Origin of the sequence: Microbispora rosea (assembly GCF_900156315.1) — a bacterium.
GTDB classification, from domain to species: Bacteria; Actinomycetota; Actinomycetes; order Streptosporangiales; family Streptosporangiaceae; genus Microbispora; species Microbispora rosea.
The window spans coordinates 121,451-140,272 of record NZ_FTNI01000002.1; the positions used below are offsets into that span (position 1 = coordinate 121,451).

The following is an 18,822-nucleotide window of genomic DNA, read 5'->3' on the forward strand; positions in this document are numbered from 1 at the left end:
TCACCTTAAACGTGACTTGCCGGGCGAGTGGGCTCCGGATGTCGGTGCGCGGCCATAACCTAAGGAGAGTGTCCACCCGAGCCGCCACTCATCCGTTGCTCGACGGCCTCAACCCGCAGCAGCGGGACGCCGTCACCCACCAGGGCAGCCCGCTGCTGATCGTCGCCGGGGCCGGCTCCGGAAAGACCAGGGTGCTGACGCACCGCATCGCCTACCTGCTGGCGGAGCGCGGCGTCCAGCCGGGGGAGATCCTCGCGATCACCTTCACCAACAAGGCAGCCCGCGAGATGAAGGAGCGGGTCGACAAGCTCATCGGGCCGCGGTCGAGGGCCATGTGGGTCATGACGTTCCACAGCGCCTGCGTGCGGATCCTGCGGCGCGAGGCGAAGCGGCTGGGCTTCTCCTCCAGCTTCTCGATCTACGACCAGGCCGACTCGCAGCGGCTCATGGCGATGGTGTGCCGCGAGCTCGACCTCGACCCCAAGCGCTACCCGCCGCGGTCCTTCTCGGCCCAGGTCAGCAACTTCAAGAACGAGCTGATCGACTACGAGACGGCGGCCGACCGGGCCTCGACCCATCTGGAGCGGACCCTCGCCGAGGCGTACCGCACCTACCAGCGGCGGCTCACCGAGGCCGGCGCGATGGACTTCGACGACCTGATCATGCTGACGGTCACGCTGCTCCAGCTCTTCCCGGACGTGGCCGAGCACTACCGGCGGCGGTTCCGGCACGTGATGGTCGACGAGTATCAGGACACCAACCACGCGCAGTACACGCTGATCCGCGAGCTGGTCGGGCGGCCCGAGGTGCGCACCGCCGACGGCGACGTGGTGCGGGAGGGCGTCGAGCCCTCCGAGCTGGTGGTCGTCGGCGACGCCGACCAGTCGATCTACGCCTTCCGTGGCGCGACGATCCGCAACATCCTGGAGTTCGAGCGCGACTATCCGGACGCGCGGACGATCCTGCTGGAGCAGAACTACCGCTCCACCCAGACGATCCTGAACGCCGCCAACTCGGTCATCTCCCGCAACGAGGGCCGCAAGCCCAAGAACCTGTGGTCCGACCAGGGGGCGGGTCCGAAGATCATCGGTTATGCGGCCGACAACGAGCACGACGAGGCCATGTTCGTCGCGCAGGAGGTCGACCGGCTCAGCGACGACCACGGCGTCACCCCCGGCGACGTGGCGATCTTCTACCGCACGAACGCCGCCTCCCGCGTGTTCGAGGAGATCTTCATCCGCACCGGCCTGCCGTACAAGGTCGTGGGCGGGGTGCGGTTCTACGAGCGCAAGGAGGTCAAGGACCTGCTCGCCTACCTGCGGGTCCTGGCCAACCCCAACGACACGGTGTCGCTGCGGCGCATCCTCAACGTGCCCAAGCGCGGCATCGGCGATCGTGCCGAGGCGATGGTCGAGGCGTTCGCCAACCGGGAGCGCATCGCCTTCTGGGACGCGCTGCGCCGGGCCGACGAGGCGCCGGGGGTGGCCACCCGCTCGCTGAACGCGATCCGCGACTTCGTCGCGATGCTCGACGAGCTGCGCGCCAAGGAGCTTCCACTGCCGGACCTGGCGGAGGAGGTGCTGAGCGTCACCGGCTACCGGACGGAGCTGGAGACCTCGGGCGACCCGCAGGACGAGAGCCGGCTGGAGAACCTCAACGAGCTGATCGCGGTGGCCGCCGAGTTCGAGGAGGCCAATCCGGAGGGCACGCTCGTCGACTTCCTCGAGCAGGTCTCGCTGGTCGCCGACGCCGACCAGATCCCGGGAGGGTCTGGCGGGGTCGTCCCCCCGGGGGAGCGCGCCCCGGACGGGGGCGACCACGGCGGGGTGGTCACGCTGATGACCCTGCACACCGCGAAGGGCCTGGAGTTCCCCGTGGTGTTCCTCACCGGCATGGAGGACGGCGTCTTCCCGCACATGCGCTCGCTGAGCGACCCGAAGGAGCTGGAGGAGGAGCGCAGGCTGGCGTACGTCGGCATCACCCGGGCGATGGAACGGCTCTACCTGTCCAGGTCGGCGGTCCGCTCGGCGTGGGGCGCGCCGTCGTTCAACCCCGCCTCGCGCTTCCTGTCCGAGGTGCCGGGCGACCTGATCGAGTGGCGCGGCGACCCGGGCAAGACCGCCTGGTCCGCCGCGACCTCGCGCCCGGCCGCCCGTACGGCTCCCGCGCAGAAGACCGGCGGCCGGCAGATCCCGAACCTGTCGCCGGGCGACCGGGTCACCCACGACACGTTCGGGCTCGGCACCGTGGTGGCGGTGGACGGTCAGGCCGAGAAGACGCGCGTGAAGATCGACTTCGGCAGCGAGGGCGAGAAGACCCTGCTGCTCGCCTACGCCCCCATCGACAAGCTCTGATCGACGAGCTCTGAGCCCCGCCCCCGGTGCCATGCCCCCGGGGGGCGGAGGTGGCGGGAAACGCGGCCAGGCCGCAGCCCGCGCGTTGGAGAGCAGGTAAGAGCCCAGGTCACGGGTGTTTCGTCACCTTGCGACCGCCGTGGGACCGGTCGCATACTGGCGTGGAGCGATGTCACACGCGCGCGGGGTGGGCGGTGCCACTCGCGCGCGGGGAGGCCTGGCGCGCATGCGCCATGGCCACGTATGAACGCGGCTTCGTCGTCGTGTGATCGTGACGGGGCATTCTCGGAGCGCGTGGAGGCTTTTCCGGGCCCGGGCAAGACCCGCGAAGCGGGGGCGATCAGCGGCGAATCGGCGGGAATCACCGTCGGCGACGCAGCCGGCGATTGCATTCGGCTCATTTCACGTCATCGGACCGCATGCCAGGAGGACGACCCGCAACGCCGCATTCTCGGCTGCCTGACCAGGGAGCGCCGCATGAACACGTCATCTCACCGTCGTCGTACGGATCACCGGCGAGTAGCGGCGCTGTGCATCCTGCTCGCGACCTGCCTGGCGTTGGCGCTACAGGCGTGCGACTCCCCGCGGCAGCGGGCCAGGCCCCACGCCACCTGGAGCAGGAGCGGTCTGGTCGACGGGCAGGTCGGCCAGGTGCGGCTGCTGCACGTCCACATCCTCGCCCCGCCCATGAACGAGCAGAAGGCCGGCGACGACCTGGGGCTGTACCTGACCCTGGTCAACAACAGCGACAGACCGCAGACGCTCGACGGCGTCAGCACCGTCCACGCCGAGCGGGTCGCTTACCGGCAAGGGCCGTCCTCTCCTCAGCAGGCCGTCAACGTGACGATCCCCCCTCACGGGGCCGTCTCCCTCCAGCAAGGTCACGACCGACCGCACCTGGAGCTCGTCGGCATCCACCGCCCGCTCGGCGCCATTCCCATCGACGTCACGTTCCGCTTCCCCACCGCGGGCACGATCACCCTGCGCATCCCCGTGCTCCCGCTGTCACGAGGGGCCGGATCGCCCACGCCCGCCCGCAGTTAGTGCGGCGGCCGGTCGGGCGGGCGTACGGGCGGCGCGCGCCCGGCCGGAACGAACGGAGCGGCCGGTCCCCGGGCGATGATCACCAGGAGCCGGCCGCCGCTGTGCCACGCCGTGCGAGGGGCTCGGCCGCACGGTTCAGTGCCTGATCGGCCTCGCCCGGTTCAGTTGGGCAGGATTACGGTGCCCGACGTCTCCGGCACGTCGCCGTCGAGGTCGGACAGCTTGGCGACCTTGCTCTTCGGCGGCGCCTTGACCGTGACCTTCCTGCCCCAGCCGGCGAACGTGCTGTCGGTGGACAGGTTGAAGGTGAAGGACTCGCCCTCGGACTTCAGCTTCAGGTCGACGCTGGCCGAGGCGCGGCGGACGAGCTGGTCGGAGCCGATCCACAGCTTCCAGGACACCACGTTCTTGGCGGGGTTGGACCCAATGGCGGCCAGGCTGTCCTTGGCGCCCGGGTTGGCCTTCATGAGCTGGCCCAGCGTGATGGTGCCGCGATAGAGCGTGGTCTTCGCGCCGTTGACTCTGCCGCCGGGGCCCTTGGCCTTGGTGGTGGCGAGGACCGCCTTGAGGTTGTGCCAGTCGAGGGGGTTCAGCGGGCTCGCCGAGGAGTTCGGCCGCAGCCCGGGGAGCCGCAGCCAGGTCTTGCCCTCGGGGAGCAGGCTCGTGTAGACCCCGCCCGAGAAGTAGCCGGTCGAGCCAATGACGATCATGCGGAGAGGCTTCTCCGCGTCCTTCAGGTCGTCGTTCTCGTCCTTCAGCAGCTCGCTGTATTTGGACTTCTGGGTGCTGTCCGAGGCGACGACGCCGGACCGGCCGAAGGCGTAGCCGCCGTTCGAGGTGTATTTGATGGCCGTGACGCCTGCCAGGCTCAGCGTGCCCGTGGAGACGAACCGCACGCCGTGGCCGGCGACGAACTGCTTGCGCAGTGCCGCCACGGGGTCGGCGGCGGGGGCCTGGGCCCGAGTAGAGGTCTGAGCCTGCGCGGGGGCGGCGACGGCGGGCGCCACGAGCGCGGCCGTCGCGGCGCACGCCAGCGCCAAGAATGCTCGTTTCACAGTGATTCCTCCCGTAGGTGCCCTCATGATCAGGAGGGCAGCCCGGAAATCATTGCGACTCATGATCACGGGAGTGTCACGAAAATCAGCATCTCCTGTGAGTTTTCAATTTGTGATCCGGTATGCGGCCGATTGCCATTCCGCGGTAAAAGGCCGGACGCGATCCCGCCGAACGCGCACGCGGATGACCCCTCAGGAGATGAAGACGGGAACGGCCGATGGGTGGCTGACGTATGGGGGGCGTTCCGGGGCCGGGCCCCGGGCGGCGGTTACGCTTCGGGCAGCGAGCACCATCTGCGGGAGGTCTTCATGGCAGGCAGGATTCGGGTCGTCGTCGCGAAGCCGGGGCTCGACGGGCACGATCGCGGAGTCAAGGTGGTGGCGCGGGCGCTGCGCGACGCGGGCATGGAGGTCATCTACACGGGGCTGCACCAGACCCCCGAGCAGATCGTCCGTACGGCGATCCAGGAGGACGCGGCGGCGATCGGGCTGTCCATCCTGTCCGGCGCCCACATGACGCTGTTCGCCCGGCTCTTCGAGGTCCTGCGGGAAGAGGGCGCCGAGGACATCGTCGTGTTCGGCGGGGGCATCATTCCCGAGGCGGACATCCCCGAACTGGCGAAGATGGGAGTCGCCCGGATTTTCACGCCCGGCTCCACGACGCAGGAGATCGTGGAATGGGTGCGTTCGGCGGTTCCAGCCACCGTTTAGGCATTTTGCCCAACCCTGCCGTACTGCAGGGTTGTTGACAAGGCTCCGGTGGGACCCGACGACGCGGTCACGCTCGTACGGGGACTAGGCTTCATGCGCGGAAACGCCGGGCGGGACGACGGCGCCCGGCCTCGGACATCAAAAGGGACGGACCCTCGTGGACCTGTTCGAACATCAGGCGAAGGAGCTCTTCGCGGAGTACGGCATCCCGGTGCCGCGCGGAATCGTCGCGCACACACCGGAGGAGGCGCGGGCGGCTGCCGAGCAGCTCACCGGACGCGTTGTCGTCAAGGCCCAGGTCAAGACCGGCGGGCGCGGCAAGGCCGGCGGCGTGAAGGTGGCCGACGACGCCGCCGACGCGCACGCGAAGGCGACGCAGATCCTCGGCATGGACATCAAGGGCCACACGGTCCACAAGGTCCTGATCGAGGAGGCCAGCCAGATCGCGGAGGAGTACTACTTCTCCTTCCTCCTCGACCGCGCCAACCGCACCTTCCTCGCCATCTGCTCCGCCTCCGGCGGCATGGACATCGAGGAGGTCGCGCACACCGCGCCGGAGAAGGTGGCGAAGGTGCCGGTCAGCCCGCTTACGGGCGTCGACCGCGCCACGGCCCGCGAGATCGCGGTGGCGGGCGGCCTGCCGCAGCAGGCGCTGGACGGCGCCGCCGAGCTGATCGAGAAGCTCTGGGCGGTCTTCGTCGACGAGGACGCCTCGCTCGTCGAGGTCAACCCGATGATCCTGTCGGCCGACGGCCAGGTGAAGGCGCTCGACGGCAAGGTCACCCTCGACGAGAACGCGAACTTCCGCCAGGCGGAGCACGCCGCGTACGTCGACAAGGCCGCGGAGGACCCGCTGGAGGCCCGGGCCAAGGAGAAGCACCTCAACTACGTCAAGCTGGACGGCAACGTCGGCATCATCGGCAACGGCGCGGGTCTGGTCATGTCCACGCTCGACGTCGTGGCGTACGCGGGTGAGGAGTTCCCCGGCCAGCCCAAGCCGGCCAACTTCCTCGACATCGGCGGCGGCGCCTCGGCCGAGGTCATGGCGAACGGCCTGGAGATCATCCTGTCCGACCCGTCGGTGAAGTCGGTCTTCGTGAACGTCTTCGGCGGCATCACCGCCTGTGACGCGGTCGCCAACGGCATCGTCTCGGCCTTCCAGCTCCTGCAGAGCCGGGGCGAGGAAGTGACCCACCCGCTGGTCGTCCGCCTGGACGGCAACAACGCCGCCTTGGGGCGGCAGATCCTGGCCGACGCCGCGCTGCCGCGGGTCGAGCTGGTCGACACCATGGACGAAGCGGCCAAGCGCGCCGCCGAGCTCGCCGCGGTAGGTGCGTAATGGCTATCTGGCTCACCGAGAACAGCAAGATCATCGTTCAGGGCATGACCGGTGGTGAGGGCACCAAGCACACCCGCCGCATGCTCGCCGCCGGCGTCAAGGTCGTGGGCGGCGTGAACGCCCGCAAGGCCGGCATCACGCACGAGGGCCTGCCGGTCTTCGGCACGGTCAAGGAGGCCATGGAGCAGACGGGCGCCGATGTGTCCGTCGTCTTCGTGCCCCCGGCCGCCACCAAGGCCGCCGTCCGCGAGGCCATCGACGCCGAGATCCCGCTGTGCGTGGTCATCACCGAGGGCGTGCCGGTCCACGACACCACGGAGTTCTGGGCGTACGCCGTCTCCAAGGGCAACAAGACCCGCATCATCGGCCCGAACTGCCCCGGCATCGCCTCGCCCGGCGCCTCCAACGCGGGCATCATCCCGGCCGACATCACCACCAAGGGCCGCGTCGGCCTGGTGTCGAAGTCCGGCACGCTGACCTACCAGCTCATGTACGAGCTGCGTGACATCGGCTTCTCCACCTGCGTCGGCATCGGCGGCGACCCGGTCATCGGGACGACGCACATCGACGCTCTCCAGGCGTTCCAGGACGACCCGGAGACCGACGCGATCGTGATGATCGGCGAGATCGGCGGCGACGCCGAGGAGCGCGCCGCGGCCTACATCGACGAGCACGTGACCAAGCCGGTCGTCGCCTACGTGGCCGGGTTCACCGCGCCCGAGGGCAAGACCATGGGCCACGCCGGCGCGATCGTGTCCGGCTCCGCCGGCACCGCCCAGGCCAAGAAGGAGGCCTTGGAGAAGGTCGGCGTCCGCGTTGGCCGCACACCCAGCGAGACCGCCCGCCTTATGCGCGACATCATGTCCGCGTGATCTTGTAGTTTGTCGCAGGCGGCCCTTTGGCCTGCGCCACCACCGTTGGTGATCATGCAGTCGCCGGGCGATCGGCGCTCCTGCCGGCGGTTTTGTCATTCGTGACCTTGCACTTTTCGATGAAGTGCAAGGTCACGATGCGTATGGGCCCAGGTCGTGGTGGTGTCCGCGGTTTTTCTGCAAGATCACGGATGCTCCGTGCCCAGCTTGGGCGGCTGATGTGCAACAAACTACAAGATCACGGCGATTTGGGGGGTGGACGGCGTGGCGACGTGGAGGGAGGCCGTGGGGCTGGGATGATGCGGTAGCGTGACGGGCCTTCTCGATCAATTCAGGACCGCTCCCCGTGCCGTGCTCGGCCGCATGGGGGCGGGCGACGACGAGGAGACCCGCCGTCCGCTGCCCGTCTCCGGCATGCTGGCCGCGGTCGGGACGCTCGGCGTCGGCCTCGCCGTGCTCACCACGCTCACCCTCATCGGCTGGATGGCCGCGCCCCGCGGGCCGTTCGGCGAGGGCCTGCCGGGCGTCTTCCGTACGGCCTGCCAGCTCTGGCTCGCCGCCCACCACGCCGGTTTCGCGATCCCCGGCGGCCGGGTGGGCCTGCTGCCCATCGGCCTGATGATCCTGCCGGGGGTGCTGCTCTACCGGGCCGGTCTGTGGATGGCGCGGGACGCCGACCTGCGGGTGCGGATGCCGGCCCGGCTGCCCAAGGGCACGCCGCGCGACATCGAGAACGCCCGGCGCCGCGCCCAGCTCGCGCTCTTCGCCCAGGCCGGCATCTCGCTGGCCGCGCCGTACGCGCTGCTCGCCGGGGTGATCGCCCTCGTCTCCGGCAACGAGATCATGGAGCCGTTCCTCGGAGAGGCGCTGGTCAGCCACCTGCTGCTGGCCTTCGTCACCGGGTCGGTGGCCACCGCACGCACGATCGGGCCGTGGCGGTCGATGCTGCGGCTGCTGCCCGAGCGACCGCGGTCGCTCGTGGCCGGTACGGCCGTCGCGACCGCGTTGATGCTCGTGGCCGGGGCCGTGCTTGTCCTCGGGGCCGTGGCGGTCAACTTCGCCCGGATCCAGCAGATGTCGGAGGTCCTCAGCCCCGGAGTGGTCGGCGGCCTGCTGCTCCTGCTCCTGGAGGTCCTCTACTTCTTCAACGCCGTCGTCTGGGGCCTGGCCTACATCTCGGGGCCCGGGTTCGCGGTGGGCGCCGGGACGCTGGTCGCGCCCACCGGGGTCAAGCTGAGCGCGGTGCCCATGCTGCCGCTGCTGGGCGCCCTGCCGCCGTCCGGCGCCGCACCCCCCTGGGTCATGGGCGTGATCGCGGTGCCGTTCGCGGCCGGCGCGGTCGCCGGCGTGGTGACGGCCCGGGTCGCGCCGACCCCCTCGATCGAAGCCGCACCGCTGTGGGGATTCGTCTGCGGGATCACCTCCGGCCTCGTCGCGGGAACGCTCGCCGCGCTGTCGGGCGGCCCCCTCGGCGGGGCGGGCCTGGCCGCGGTGGGGCCGTCCCCCTGGGAGGTGGCGCTGTCGGTCACGCTGGAGGTCGGCGTGGCCGCCGGCATCTCGGCCGGCATCGCCAACTGGTGGCTGATCTCCCGGCGGCCTGCCACCCCGCCCGAGCCGGTGCGGAAGGCCGGCGCCGTGATCGCCAAGGCGGCCGGGCGGGTACGGCCCGCCCGCGGCGCCCACCTGCCCGGCCACTGGCTGGACGCCACCGAGGCGGACACCCAGCCGATCCCGGTCATCAGGGACGACTGGACCGACGAACACGCCGCGGCGGCGGCGGAGACCTTCGACGACATGGGCGCGCCGCGGACCGGGGCTCCCTCTCCGGTCTCCGACAGACCACGCAAACCGGCCGCGAAGCGTCGCGCTCCGAGCCCCCCGCCGACGCCGCGCAAGGACATCGTGGACGAGACCGACGACCGCGGGGGGCACGTCATCTACGTCGATCCCTACGCCTGGGACCGCGACTGATCTGTCCGGTCCGGCTCGGCGACGGCCGAGGCGAGCCGGTCCCGCAGGTCCGTCAGGCGGGCGATCTCGGCGTCCAGGGCGGCGATCCGGCGTTGCACGACGCCGCTGCCGCTGCCGCCGCCGGTGCAGCCGGGGCTGCCGTACGGCGGGAGCGCGTCGCCCTCCAGCAGGTCCAGCCGGTCGGCGCAGCGGGCGACGTCCTCGATGGTCAGGCCGAGGGCGAGCAGCCGGCGCACGAGGCGGATACGGGCGATGTCCCGCGGGCCGTACTCCCGTTGGCCCGACGAGGTCCGCGGGGGCGGCAGGAGCAATCCGCGCTGCTCGTACAGGCGCAGGGCGCGTGGCGTGGTCCCGGCCGCCGCCGCGGCGTCACCGATCCGCATGAGACCTCCCGGCTGCTTTCATTTCACGTCTCTATGACGACCGTCCCCACGTGCCGCCCCTCGAACAACTCACGCAACGCCAGCGGCGCGCGTTCGATGCCCGCGATCCGCGTGTGCGGGAAGGTGACGGCGCCCGAGCGCAGCCAGGCGCCGAAGCGCTCCGTCCACTCCGTGTGGATCTCGTCGTCGACGCCGGTGAGGCCGCGCAGGGTGATGTTCTTGGCGATGAGCTGGAAGGCGTCCAGCTCCACCGGGGCCGTCGTGCCGCCGGACGCGGGCGACAGCTGGGCGGCCAGGGTGCCGACCACGACGAGCCGTGCGCCGGGCCGCGCCGCGGCCACCGCGGCCTGGAGTTGCTCGCCGCCGACGGTGTCGACGACCACGTCGACGCCGTCGGGCGCCGCCTCGGCCAGGCGCCCGCCGATCGGGCCGCCGTCGCGGAGTACCGCCGCGTCGTAGCCGAGCTCTGCGGTCATGCGCCCGGCCTTGGCCGGCGAGCCGGTGGTGCCGATCACGCGCGCCGCGCCCAGCAGCCGGGCGATCTGGCCGGCGAGCGACCCCACGCCTCCGGCGCCCCCGGTGACGAGCACCGTCTCGCCCGCGCGCAGGCGGGCGACCCGGGTCAGGGCGGCGTACGCGGTCGCGCCGGACGCGAGGTGCGCGGCCGGGTCGGGCAGGGCGTCGCCCAGCGGCGCGGCCGCGGGAACCGCGGCGTACTCACGCCAGCCCTGGAAATGCGCGACCAGGTCGCCCGGCCGCAGATCGCCGCCGGCCGGGGCTGCGACGACCTCGCCGACGGCCGGGCCGAACAGCGCGTCTCCGGGGCGGAGCGGAGGGAAGGGCGTGCCGGGCACGCCCCCGGCGATGAGCGTGCGCAGCGAAGGGAAGACCTGGAACCAGCGGTTGCGCACCAGGACCTCACCGGCCCCCGGCACGGGCAGCGGGACCTCGGAAACGGTCAGGTGCTCGGGGCCGGGAAGGCCGGACGGAACCTCGGCGAGCCGGATCTCCCGTGCGGTGCGGGGCAGGGTCGGGGGCATGGGAACTCCCACGGTGTCGGGACAGGGACCGCTCGTGCGGCGTCTCGACCAGGCACGGCCGCACGGCCCCGCGACGCTAACCCCTGACCCGCGCGTCAAGGGCAAGACCGGTGAGCCGTCCGCGACGGCGCGGACGGCTCACCTGCGGTCGTGCCGTCAGGCGGGGGCCGGGACTCCGGCGGGCCAGGCCACGCCCATCTTCCGTTCGAACGCCCGCATCAGCTGCTCGGAGCAGTCCTGCTGGGCCGCCACCGTGCCCGCGCCCTTGCGGCACTCGTTGTACGCGTTGAGCTCGTCGGAGAAGTAGAGCTGGAATCCCGTGGTCACGATCCCCAGGACGAACGCGAGCGACGAGAGCACGACGGCCCCGGTCGCCATCCCGATCCCGCGTCGTTCGCGGTTGAGCAGGCGGATGTCACGGATCGCGATGACGATCGCGAATATCGACAGCGCCAGCCCGGCCGCCGGCAGCATCAGCGTGAAGACCAGCGCCATGATGGCGAGCACGAGAGCCCTGCGACCTCCGGTCGCAGGGGTCGGCGTCTGTAGGGATGTTGTCACGGTCTCCTCGCCTCGCGTTCCGCATAACCCGTCGTCAGTCGTGATGGCCGGCGCCCGATACGCTTTAGCTGCGTCGAGGGACGGTCCTCCACGCTCGACCATTCTCTAAGGAACCATCTCCCGGCAATCACCTGCAAAACGAAGGCAGCTCACAAAGGAGTTCCGCTCTGTCCGCCCGGCTCGTCGTCCTCGTCTCGGGTTCGGGGACCAACCTGCAAGCGCTGCTGGACGCGGCGATCGACGACGCGTTCGGCGCGGCCGTCGTCGCCGTCGGGGCCGACCGTACCGGCATCGAGGGTCTGGCCCGGGCCGAGCGCGCCGGCGTCCCCACGTTCGTGGAGAGGGTGGGCGACCATCCGACCCGGGAGGACTGGGACGAGAGGCTGGCCGGGCGCATCGCCGAGCACAAGCCCGACCTCGTGGTCTCCGCCGGTTTCATGAAGATCCTCGGCCCTCGCGTGCTGGGCGCGTTCCCCGTCGTCAACACCCATCCTGCGCTGCTGCCCGCTTTTCCCGGTGCGCACGCCGTGCGCGACGCCCTCGCGTACGGCGTCCGCGTCACCGGGTGCACGGTGCACCTCGTCGACGCGGGCGTGGACACGGGACCGGTGATCGCCCAGGAGGCGGTGCCCGTACGGGAGGGGGACGACGAGGAGTCGCTGCACGAGCGCATCAAGACGGTCGAGCGGCGTCTTCTCGTGGAGACGGTGGGCCGCATGGCCCGCGAAGGCTGGACCCTGACCGGGCGGACCGTGCGCCTGGGGACGGGACGAGTCGCAGGACAGGCCGCAGACGGCCCGAAACCAGGAAGGATCACGAAGTGACCCGCATCGCCATCCGCCGTGCGCTGATCACCGTTTACGACAAGACGGGTCTGGAAGACCTGGCGCGGGGGCTCGAGGCCGCGGGCGTGGAGATCGTGTCGACCGGCGGCACCGCCGCCGCGATCGCCTCCTACGGCGTGCCGGTCACCAAGGTGGAGTCGCTCACCGGATTCCCCGAGTGCCTGGACGGACGGGTCAAGACCCTCCACCCGCGGGTCCACGCCGGGCTGCTCGCCGACGGCGCCAACCCCTCCCACGTCAAGCAGCTGGAGGAGCTGGAGATCGAGGCGTTCCAGCTCGCGGTGGTGAACCTGTATCCGTTCGCCGCCACGGTCAACTCCGGCGCCTCCGACGCCGAGTGCGTCGAGCAGATCGACATCGGCGGGCCCGCGATGATCCGCGCCGCCGCCAAGAACCACGGCACGATGGCCGTGGTCGTCGACCCCGCGGCGTACGGTGAGGTGCTCGCCGCGGTCGCCGAGGGCGGCTTCACGCTGACCGAGCGCAGGAGGCTGGCCGCCACCGCGTACGCGCACACCGCCGCCTACGACGTCGCGGTCGCGTCCTGGTTCGCCAACGTGTACGCGCCCGAGGGCGACTGGCCGTCCTTCATGGGCGCGGCGTGGAAGCGCAAGGCCGCCCTGCGGTACGGCGAGAACCCGCACCAGGGAGCGGCCCTCTACACCGGCGGCAAGGGCGGCCTGGCCAACGCCGAGCAGCTCCACGGCAAGGAGATGTCCTACAACAACTACGTGGACGCTGACGCCGCGTGGCGGGCCGCCTGGGACTTCGCCGAGCCGTGCGTGGCCATCATCAAGCACGCCAACCCCTGCGGGATCGCGGTGGGCGCCGACGTCGTCGAGGCGCACCGCAAGGCGCACGAGTGCGACCCGGTCTCCGCGTACGGCGGGGTGATCGCGGTCAACCGCGAGGTGACCCGCGAACTGGCCGAGCAGATCGCGCCGATCTTCACGGAGGTGCTGGTCGCGCCGTCGTTCACGGCGGACGCCCTCGACGTGCTCAGGGAGAAGAAGAACATCCGCCTGCTCGCCTGCCCGCAGGGGCCGGAGAACGCCGCGGAGTTCCGCCGTATCGACGGCGGCCTGCTCGTGCAGACGGTCGACCGCGTGGACGCGCCCGGCGACGACCCATCCACGTGGGAGCTGAAGACCGGAGAGGCGGCCTCGCCCGAGGTGCTGGCCGATCTGGCCTTCGCCTGGCGGGCCTGCCGTTCGGTGAAGTCCAACGCGATCCTGCTCGCGTCCGGCGGTGCGACCGTCGGCGTCGGCATGGGGCAGGTCAACCGGGTCGACTCGGCCCGGCTGGCGGTCTCCCGGGCCGGCGAGCGCGCGGCCGGGTCCGTCGGCGCCTCCGACGCGTACTTCCCGTTCCCCGACGGCCTGCAGGTGCTGGCGGAGGCCGGGGTGAAGGCCATCGTCGAGCCGGGCGGCTCGATCCGCGACGAGCTGGTCATCGAGGCGGCCAAGGAGGCGGGCATCACGCTCTACTTCACCGGCACCCGGCACTTCTTCCACTGATCGAGAAGGCCGACGTACCGGCACGGAGGGGCAACTGTCGGGATGGATGGGGTGAAAACGGCACGATCACCCCGGTGGGGCGGTTAGCCTGAAGCGCCCACCCCATCCTCCCCACGGAGTCCCTCCATGCCCCTTGATACGATCATGAGCTCCTTCGCGACGATGAACGGCGTGTGGAACAGCCCGATCGCGCTGCTGCCCGTCGCCGCGCTGGCCGCCTACTTCGGCTGGCGGATCGTGGAGTTCATCCCCTTCACCCGCCGGATCATCGAGCGGCGCGAGGGGGGACGGTAAAGCATCGGAAGGACCCCGGAAGGACAGGGAGAGCCATGACCGCGCGGCTTCTGGACGGCAAGGCGACCGCCGCCAAGATCAAGAGTGAGCTGGCGGAGCGGGTGAAGGCCCTGGCGACCCGGGGTGTCACCCCCGGCCTGGGCACGATCCTCGTCGGAGACGACCCCGGCAGCCAGATCTACGTCGCGGGCAAGCACCGCGACTGCGCGGAGGTCGGCATCACCTCCATCCGCAAGGACCTTCCGGAAAGCGCCACCCAGGCGGACGTGGAGGCCGCGGTCGACGAGCTGAACGCCGACCCGGCCTGCACGGGCTACATCGTCCAGCTGCCGCTGCCGCGCCACCTGGACACCCAGGCGCTCATCGAGCGCATGGACCCGGCCAAGGACGCCGACGGCCTCCACCCCGTCAACCTGGGCAGGCTCGTCCACATGGTCGACGCCCCGCTGCCGTGCACCCCGCGCGGCATCGTGGTCCTCCTCCAGGAGTACGGCGTGCCGCTCAAGGGCGCCGAGGTCGTCGTGGTCGGCCGGGGCATCACCGTGGGCCGTCCGCTGGGCCTGCTGCTCACCCGCCGGACGGAGAACGCCACCGTCACGCTCTGCCACACCGGCACCCAGGACCTGGCGTCCCACGTGCGCCGGGCGGACATCGTGGTCGCGGCGGCCGGGGTGCCCCACCTCGTGACCGGCGACATGGTCAAGCCCGGCGCGGCCGTGCTCGACGTGGGCGTCTCCAGGGTCGACGGGAAGCTCACCGGTGACGTGGCCCCCGACGTACGCGAGGTCGCGGGCTTCGTCGCCCCCAACCCCGGCGGGGTGGGGCCGATGACCCGGGCCATGCTGCTGGCCAACGTCGTCGAGGCCGCCGAGCGCGGCTGATCTTTCGGGCCGGTCAACCGGGCCGGTCGCGCGGGATCGGCCGGGACCCGCTTCGCGGCGTCCTCATGCCCTCCCCGCCGGCCTGAGGCCTCTCCTCTTCGCGACCTTGTGGGTGGGGGAGTGCCGGTCGGGGCGAGGGCGCCGGGGCGATTCGCGGGCGAGGCGCCTGCTTCCCTTTTCGCTCGCAGCCCGGGACGGCGTCTGCGCGGGCGCGTGCAGTTGCTGGGCGAGCCAGGGCAGGGCCTGGGGAAGCTCCCTGTTCCAGGTGGCGAAGTTGTGGCCCCCGCTCGGCAGGATCAACGAGGACGCCCGCATCGGCGCCTTCACCGCCGCCAGGAAGTCCGTCGTCGCCTGGTAGCCGGACTCGCCCTGACGGCTGCTCGCCACCAGGACGGACACCGGCGGGGCCGGCAGGTTGGCGAGCCGCCACATCAGGTCGTTCTCGTCCCGGAGCCGACGGTTCCCACCGAACAGGTCGCCCGTCGTCACGTCCACGGGGGCGTGGAAATACCCGGACAGGGACACCGCGGCCGAGAACGCCTCGGGGTGCCGCATGGTCAGCTTGAGCGCGCAGTAGCCCCCGGCCGATTCGCCGAGAACGCCCCAGTTGGCGGCCTCGGTGCCGACCCGGAACGCCGCGGCCACCGCCCGCGGCACGTCCGACGCGAAGTACGTCTCGGCCTGCGGCCCGCCCGGCACGTCCACGCACTCGGTGTCCCGGGGCGGCGCGACCGTGGGGCGCATGAGCACCAGGACGGTCGGGCCGATCTCGTGGGTGAGGATCGAGGTCGCCGTGAGCGCGGGCATGCCGAGCCGGGTGACCAGGTTCTCCGCGTCTCCCGGATAGCCGGTCAGCCCGAGGATCACAGGGAAGCGCCGACCGGCGTACTTCGCGTCGAAATACTGCGGCGGCAGGTACACGTACGCAGGCGAGCTCAGCCCGGTCCTCGCCCCGGCGATCGTCACCTGCTCCAGACGCCCCGCGGGCAGGCCGGCCTTCGGCCTGGTGACCTCCACCGGCCTGCTGCCGAGCACCCGGACGAGGCCCGCCCCGCCGGCCGCCGTACCGGCCGAGCCCGCCATGATCGCCGGCGCCTCGGCGGCGTCCGTGCCCAGCAGGTCGCCCCACGAGCCGAAGAACCCGAAGTACGCGTTGACGACGACGGCGGTCGCGAGCAGCAGCAGGGTCTGGTCGGCGACCAGCACGCCCGCTCGCGCGGCGACGGAGCGCCAGGACGGCCCGCTCAGCCGGGGCCACAGCCAGACCGTCGCGACCAGCCCCCCGACGGCGAGCGCGACGAACAGGACCTGCACGTATGCCGTTGTGAGTTCCAAATCCGGCCTCTCCTGAAGTCCCCCGTGGTGCCGGTTCATGCAAAGGTACTCTGGGGGCGTAAGGGAGTGGTTAAGGACTGCGATCCCTGCTCCCGGAGCGGATATCAGCATCTAAGGTCTCGTCCGTGAGCCGTCGGACCCACATTTCCCGCAGCGGGACAGCGCGTCCATGGGTGCCCGCAGCGGCAGCGTACGCCGCCCTGTTCATCGGCATCCTGGACATCGCCAAAGGCGTGTTCCCGCGCCTGCGCGGAAGCAGGATCAGCGAGATCGCGAGCGTCCTGCCCGGCGGCGTCACCACACTCGCCGAGACGGCCTCGTTGCTGGTCGGGATATTGCTGATCATGCTTGCCCACGCTCTCAGGCGGCGCAAGGCGCGGGCCTGGCGCGCGGTCGTGGTGCTGCTGCCGGTGGGCGCCGTGCTCGAGGTGCTGCACCGGCACCCGGTCGCCGCGTCGGTCTCGCTGCTTCTCTGGGTGGTGCTGCTGGTCGGGAGACGGGAGTTCTACGCCCTGTCCGACCCGCGCTCGCGCTGGCGGGCGCTGTGGAACCTGCTGGTGCTCGGCGCGTTCGACGTCGTGATCGGGTGGATCCTCGTCGCCGCGCAGCACCGGACGGTCGCGGGCAGCCCCGGCTTCGGCGACAAGGTGTGGCACGTCGTGCTCGGTCTGGTGGGCCTGGAGGGGCCGGTCGTGTTCACGTCCGAGCGCACCGGCGACCTGGTCTACTTCTCGCTCGCGGGGCTCGGGGCGCTCACCGCCGTCACCACGATCTACCTCGCCCTCCGGCCGGAACGACCGGTCGCGGCGCTCTCCGGGGACGACGAGCGGCGGCTGCGGGCGCTGCTCGACCGTTACGGCCGGCAGGACTCGCTCGGATACTTCGCGCTCCGCCGGGACAAGAGCGTGATCTTCTCGGCCAGCGGCAAGGCCGCCGTGGCCTACCGCGTCGTGGCTGGGGTGATGCTGGCCAGCGGCGACCCGATCGGCGACCCGGAGGCGTGGCCCGGTGCGATCAGGCGGTTCCTGGAGGAGGCCGGGCGGCACGCGTGGGTCCCTGCCGTCATCGGCTGCGGCGAGACCGGCGGCGAGGTGTGGACCAGGGAAGGCGGCCTCGACGCACTGGAGATCGGGGACGAGGCCGTCGTGGAGGTGGCCGGGTTCACGCTGGAGGGCCGGGCCATGCGCAACGTGCGCCAGATGGTGAAGCGGGTGGAGCGGCTCGGTTACACCTGCCGGGTGCGGCGGTCGGGGGACCTGAGCGAGGCCGAGCGCGAGCGCATCCGCACCGCGGCCGACTCCTGGCGCGGCACCGAAACCGAGCGGGGCTTCTCGATGGCGCTCGGCCGGTTCGGCGACCCCGCCGACGCCGAATGCCTGGTGGTCACGGCCCATCGAGCCACGCCCGAGGGCGAGCAGAGGCCGGGCGGGGACGTCCAGGCCGTCCTGCACTTCGTGCCCTGGGGATTCGACGGCATCTCCCTCGACCTCATGCGGCGCGACCGAGAGGCCGACCCCGGGCTCAACGAACTGCTGATCGTCCGGGCCCTGCAGGCCGCGCCGGACTTCGGCGTGACCAGAGTGTCGCTGAACTTCGCGATGTTCCGCTCCGCGCTGGCGCGGGGGGAGCGCTTGGGGGCGGGGCCGGTGCTGCGCGCGTGGCGCGGCATCCTCGTTTTCCTGTCCCGCTGGTTCCAGATCGAGTCGTTGTATCGCTTCAACGCCAAGTTCCGGCCGGTGTGGGAGCCGAGGTTCCTGGTCTACCCGACCGCCCGTGATCTGCCGCGCATCGGCCTCTCCGCGCTCCAGGCCGAGGCGTTCCTCACGCTGCCCGGCCTGGGCTGGGGGAGCGGCCTGTTCCGACGGCGGCGCCACCCGCAGGCCGTCTCCGACGTGGTCACCGGCGGCAGACGCCGGGCAGGCCGCAGAGCTTGGCGGCCATCGTCCGGGCGTCCTTGATCAGCGGCCGGAACTGGGAGACCGGAAGGCTCTTGGTCACCAGGCCGGTCCTGACGTAGACCGCCAGCGCGCTTCCCCTGCGGACGACGACGGTGCGGGAGCGGTTCTCGAAGAAGAAGCCGCCGATCCTGAGGGCCTCGTCGCCGATTCCGATGCTCTTCCACCTGTACGAGTGACGGTTCGCGCCGCGGCCTCTCGCGGCGCACTCGGCCAGGTCGGCGCGTACGGACCGCATCGCCGCCTTCGCGTCTCGCTCCGACGGGTAGAGCACGACCTGCTCGCCGCGGTAGACGGTCTCCGCCACATAGGTGAACGTACGACTCGCGCTGCGGCCGTCGCGGGCGGCCCTGCGTCCGCACGGGTTCACCTCAAGGGGCTTCTTCAGGCTGTCGGTGAGCTTCAGGTGCTCCCACGGCCTGCGCGGGCCGTTCACCTTGGCCTCGTTCAGCAGGAAACCCTTGGGCAGCACGGCCGGAGCAGACGCCTGGCTCGCGTCCGCCGCCGTGGCCGTCACGCGCGCGACTGGCGCCGCTTGTGCCTGACTCGCGCCCGTCACCGTAGCCGTCACCGTGACCGCGGCGGCCGCCGCCACGGACGTCAGAACCCTGCGCATCGCATGCTCCCTTGCCGATCGGTCGACGTCCCGTTCGACGGGGCCTTCG

Annotated in this window: 17 protein-coding genes; 11 read left to right on the forward strand and 6 right to left on the reverse strand. The window is 71.3% G+C overall.

The window, feature by feature from the left end:
* The first annotated feature begins 38 nt into the window (after positions 1–38).
* Positions 39–2,354 carry a DNA helicase PcrA gene (pcrA, locus tag BXA11_RS03275; RefSeq protein WP_076432613.1) on the forward strand — a complete coding sequence of 772 codons (2,316 nt, stop codon included), beginning with the start codon at positions 39–41 and terminating at the stop codon, positions 2,352–2,354.
* 477 nt (positions 2,355–2,831) lie between these two features.
* On the forward strand, positions 2,832–3,398 hold the full coding sequence (locus BXA11_RS41125; protein ID WP_159454727.1) for a copper chaperone PCu(A)C: 567 nt from the start codon (positions 2,832–2,834) through the stop codon (positions 3,396–3,398).
* A 161-nt stretch (positions 3,399–3,559) separates the two neighbouring features.
* Here BXA11_RS41125 and BXA11_RS03285 read toward each other — a convergent pair whose 3' ends face one another.
* Positions 3,560–4,453 (reverse strand): hypothetical protein, encoded by an 894-nt coding sequence (locus BXA11_RS03285; RefSeq protein WP_143734059.1) that lies wholly within the window; start codon positions 4,451–4,453, stop codon positions 3,560–3,562.
* 309 nt (positions 4,454–4,762) lie between these two features.
* Here BXA11_RS03285 and icmB point away from each other — a divergent pair, with 309 nt between their 5' ends.
* From icmB to BXA11_RS03305, 4 genes are all read left to right on the forward strand, one after another.
* Entirely contained in the window at positions 4,763–5,164 is a 402-nt protein-coding gene (gene icmB / locus BXA11_RS03290) for a coenzyme B12-dependent isobutyryl CoA mutase small subunit (RefSeq protein ID WP_076433118.1), read from the forward strand.
* A 157-nt stretch (positions 5,165–5,321) separates the two neighbouring features.
* Complete coding sequence (sucC, locus tag BXA11_RS03295) at positions 5,322–6,503, forward strand: ADP-forming succinate--CoA ligase subunit beta (protein ID WP_030508429.1); 1,182 nt, start codon at positions 5,322–5,324, stop codon at positions 6,501–6,503.
* On the forward strand, positions 6,503–7,375 hold the full coding sequence (sucD, locus tag BXA11_RS03300; protein WP_030508430.1) for a succinate--CoA ligase subunit alpha: 873 nt from the start codon (positions 6,503–6,505) through the stop codon (positions 7,373–7,375). The genes sucC and sucD overlap by 1 nt, the downstream gene beginning before the upstream one ends.
* A gap of 309 nt (positions 7,376–7,684) precedes the next feature.
* Entirely contained in the window at positions 7,685–9,346 is a 1,662-nt protein-coding gene (locus BXA11_RS03305) for a cell division protein PerM (protein WP_030508431.1), read from the forward strand.
* Here BXA11_RS03305 and BXA11_RS03310 read toward each other — a convergent pair.
* The 3 genes from BXA11_RS03310 to BXA11_RS03320 form a co-directional block, all read right to left on the reverse strand.
* Positions 9,325–9,729: a MerR family transcriptional regulator gene (locus BXA11_RS03310; RefSeq protein WP_030508432.1), complete on the reverse strand. Its 405-nt coding sequence runs from the start codon at positions 9,727–9,729 to the stop codon at positions 9,325–9,327. The two genes, BXA11_RS03305 and BXA11_RS03310, sit on opposite strands and share 22 nt — an antisense overlap.
* A gap of 23 nt (positions 9,730–9,752) precedes the next feature.
* Positions 9,753–10,769, reverse strand: coding sequence for an MDR family NADP-dependent oxidoreductase (locus tag BXA11_RS03315; RefSeq protein WP_076432617.1), 1,017 nt, complete (start codon positions 10,767–10,769; stop codon positions 9,753–9,755).
* A gap of 156 nt (positions 10,770–10,925) precedes the next feature.
* Positions 10,926–11,330 (reverse strand): hypothetical protein, encoded by a 405-nt coding sequence (locus BXA11_RS03320; RefSeq protein WP_076432618.1) that lies wholly within the window; start codon positions 11,328–11,330, stop codon positions 10,926–10,928.
* Between the two features lie 167 nt (positions 11,331–11,497).
* On the opposite strand from BXA11_RS03320, the gene purN reads away from it, so the two are divergent.
* From purN to BXA11_RS03335, 4 genes are all read left to right on the forward strand, one after another.
* On the forward strand, positions 11,498–12,154 hold the full coding sequence (gene purN / locus BXA11_RS03325) for a phosphoribosylglycinamide formyltransferase (RefSeq protein ID WP_076432620.1): 657 nt from the start codon (positions 11,498–11,500) through the stop codon (positions 12,152–12,154).
* Positions 12,151–13,692, forward strand: a complete 1,542-nt coding sequence (purH, locus tag BXA11_RS03330; protein WP_076432621.1) for a bifunctional phosphoribosylaminoimidazolecarboxamide formyltransferase/IMP cyclohydrolase — start codon at positions 12,151–12,153, stop codon at positions 13,690–13,692. The genes purN and purH overlap by 4 nt, the downstream gene beginning before the upstream one ends.
* 126 nt (positions 13,693–13,818) lie before the next feature.
* Complete coding sequence (locus BXA11_RS43615; protein ID WP_167769247.1) at positions 13,819–13,986, forward strand: hypothetical protein; 168 nt, start codon at positions 13,819–13,821, stop codon at positions 13,984–13,986.
* A gap of 35 nt (positions 13,987–14,021) precedes the next feature.
* Positions 14,022–14,867 (forward strand): bifunctional methylenetetrahydrofolate dehydrogenase/methenyltetrahydrofolate cyclohydrolase, encoded by an 846-nt coding sequence (locus BXA11_RS03335; RefSeq protein ID WP_076432622.1) that lies wholly within the window; start codon positions 14,022–14,024, stop codon positions 14,865–14,867.
* A gap of 63 nt (positions 14,868–14,930) precedes the next feature.
* Here BXA11_RS03335 and BXA11_RS03340 read toward each other — a convergent pair whose 3' ends face one another.
* Complete coding sequence (locus tag BXA11_RS03340) at positions 14,931–16,202, reverse strand: alpha/beta hydrolase (protein ID WP_083743922.1); 1,272 nt, start codon at positions 16,200–16,202, stop codon at positions 14,931–14,933.
* 173 nt (positions 16,203–16,375) lie between these two features.
* Between BXA11_RS03340 and BXA11_RS03345 the strand changes: the two genes are divergently transcribed.
* Positions 16,376–18,160: a phosphatidylglycerol lysyltransferase domain-containing protein gene (locus BXA11_RS03345; RefSeq protein ID WP_076432624.1), complete on the forward strand. Its 1,785-nt coding sequence runs from the start codon at positions 16,376–16,378 to the stop codon at positions 18,158–18,160.
* Here BXA11_RS03345 and BXA11_RS03350 read toward each other — a convergent pair.
* Entirely contained in the window at positions 18,099–18,773 is a 675-nt protein-coding gene (locus tag BXA11_RS03350) for a hypothetical protein (protein ID WP_076432629.1), read from the reverse strand. The two genes, BXA11_RS03345 and BXA11_RS03350, sit on opposite strands and share 62 nt — an antisense overlap.
* Positions 18,774–18,822 lie beyond the last annotated feature (49 nt).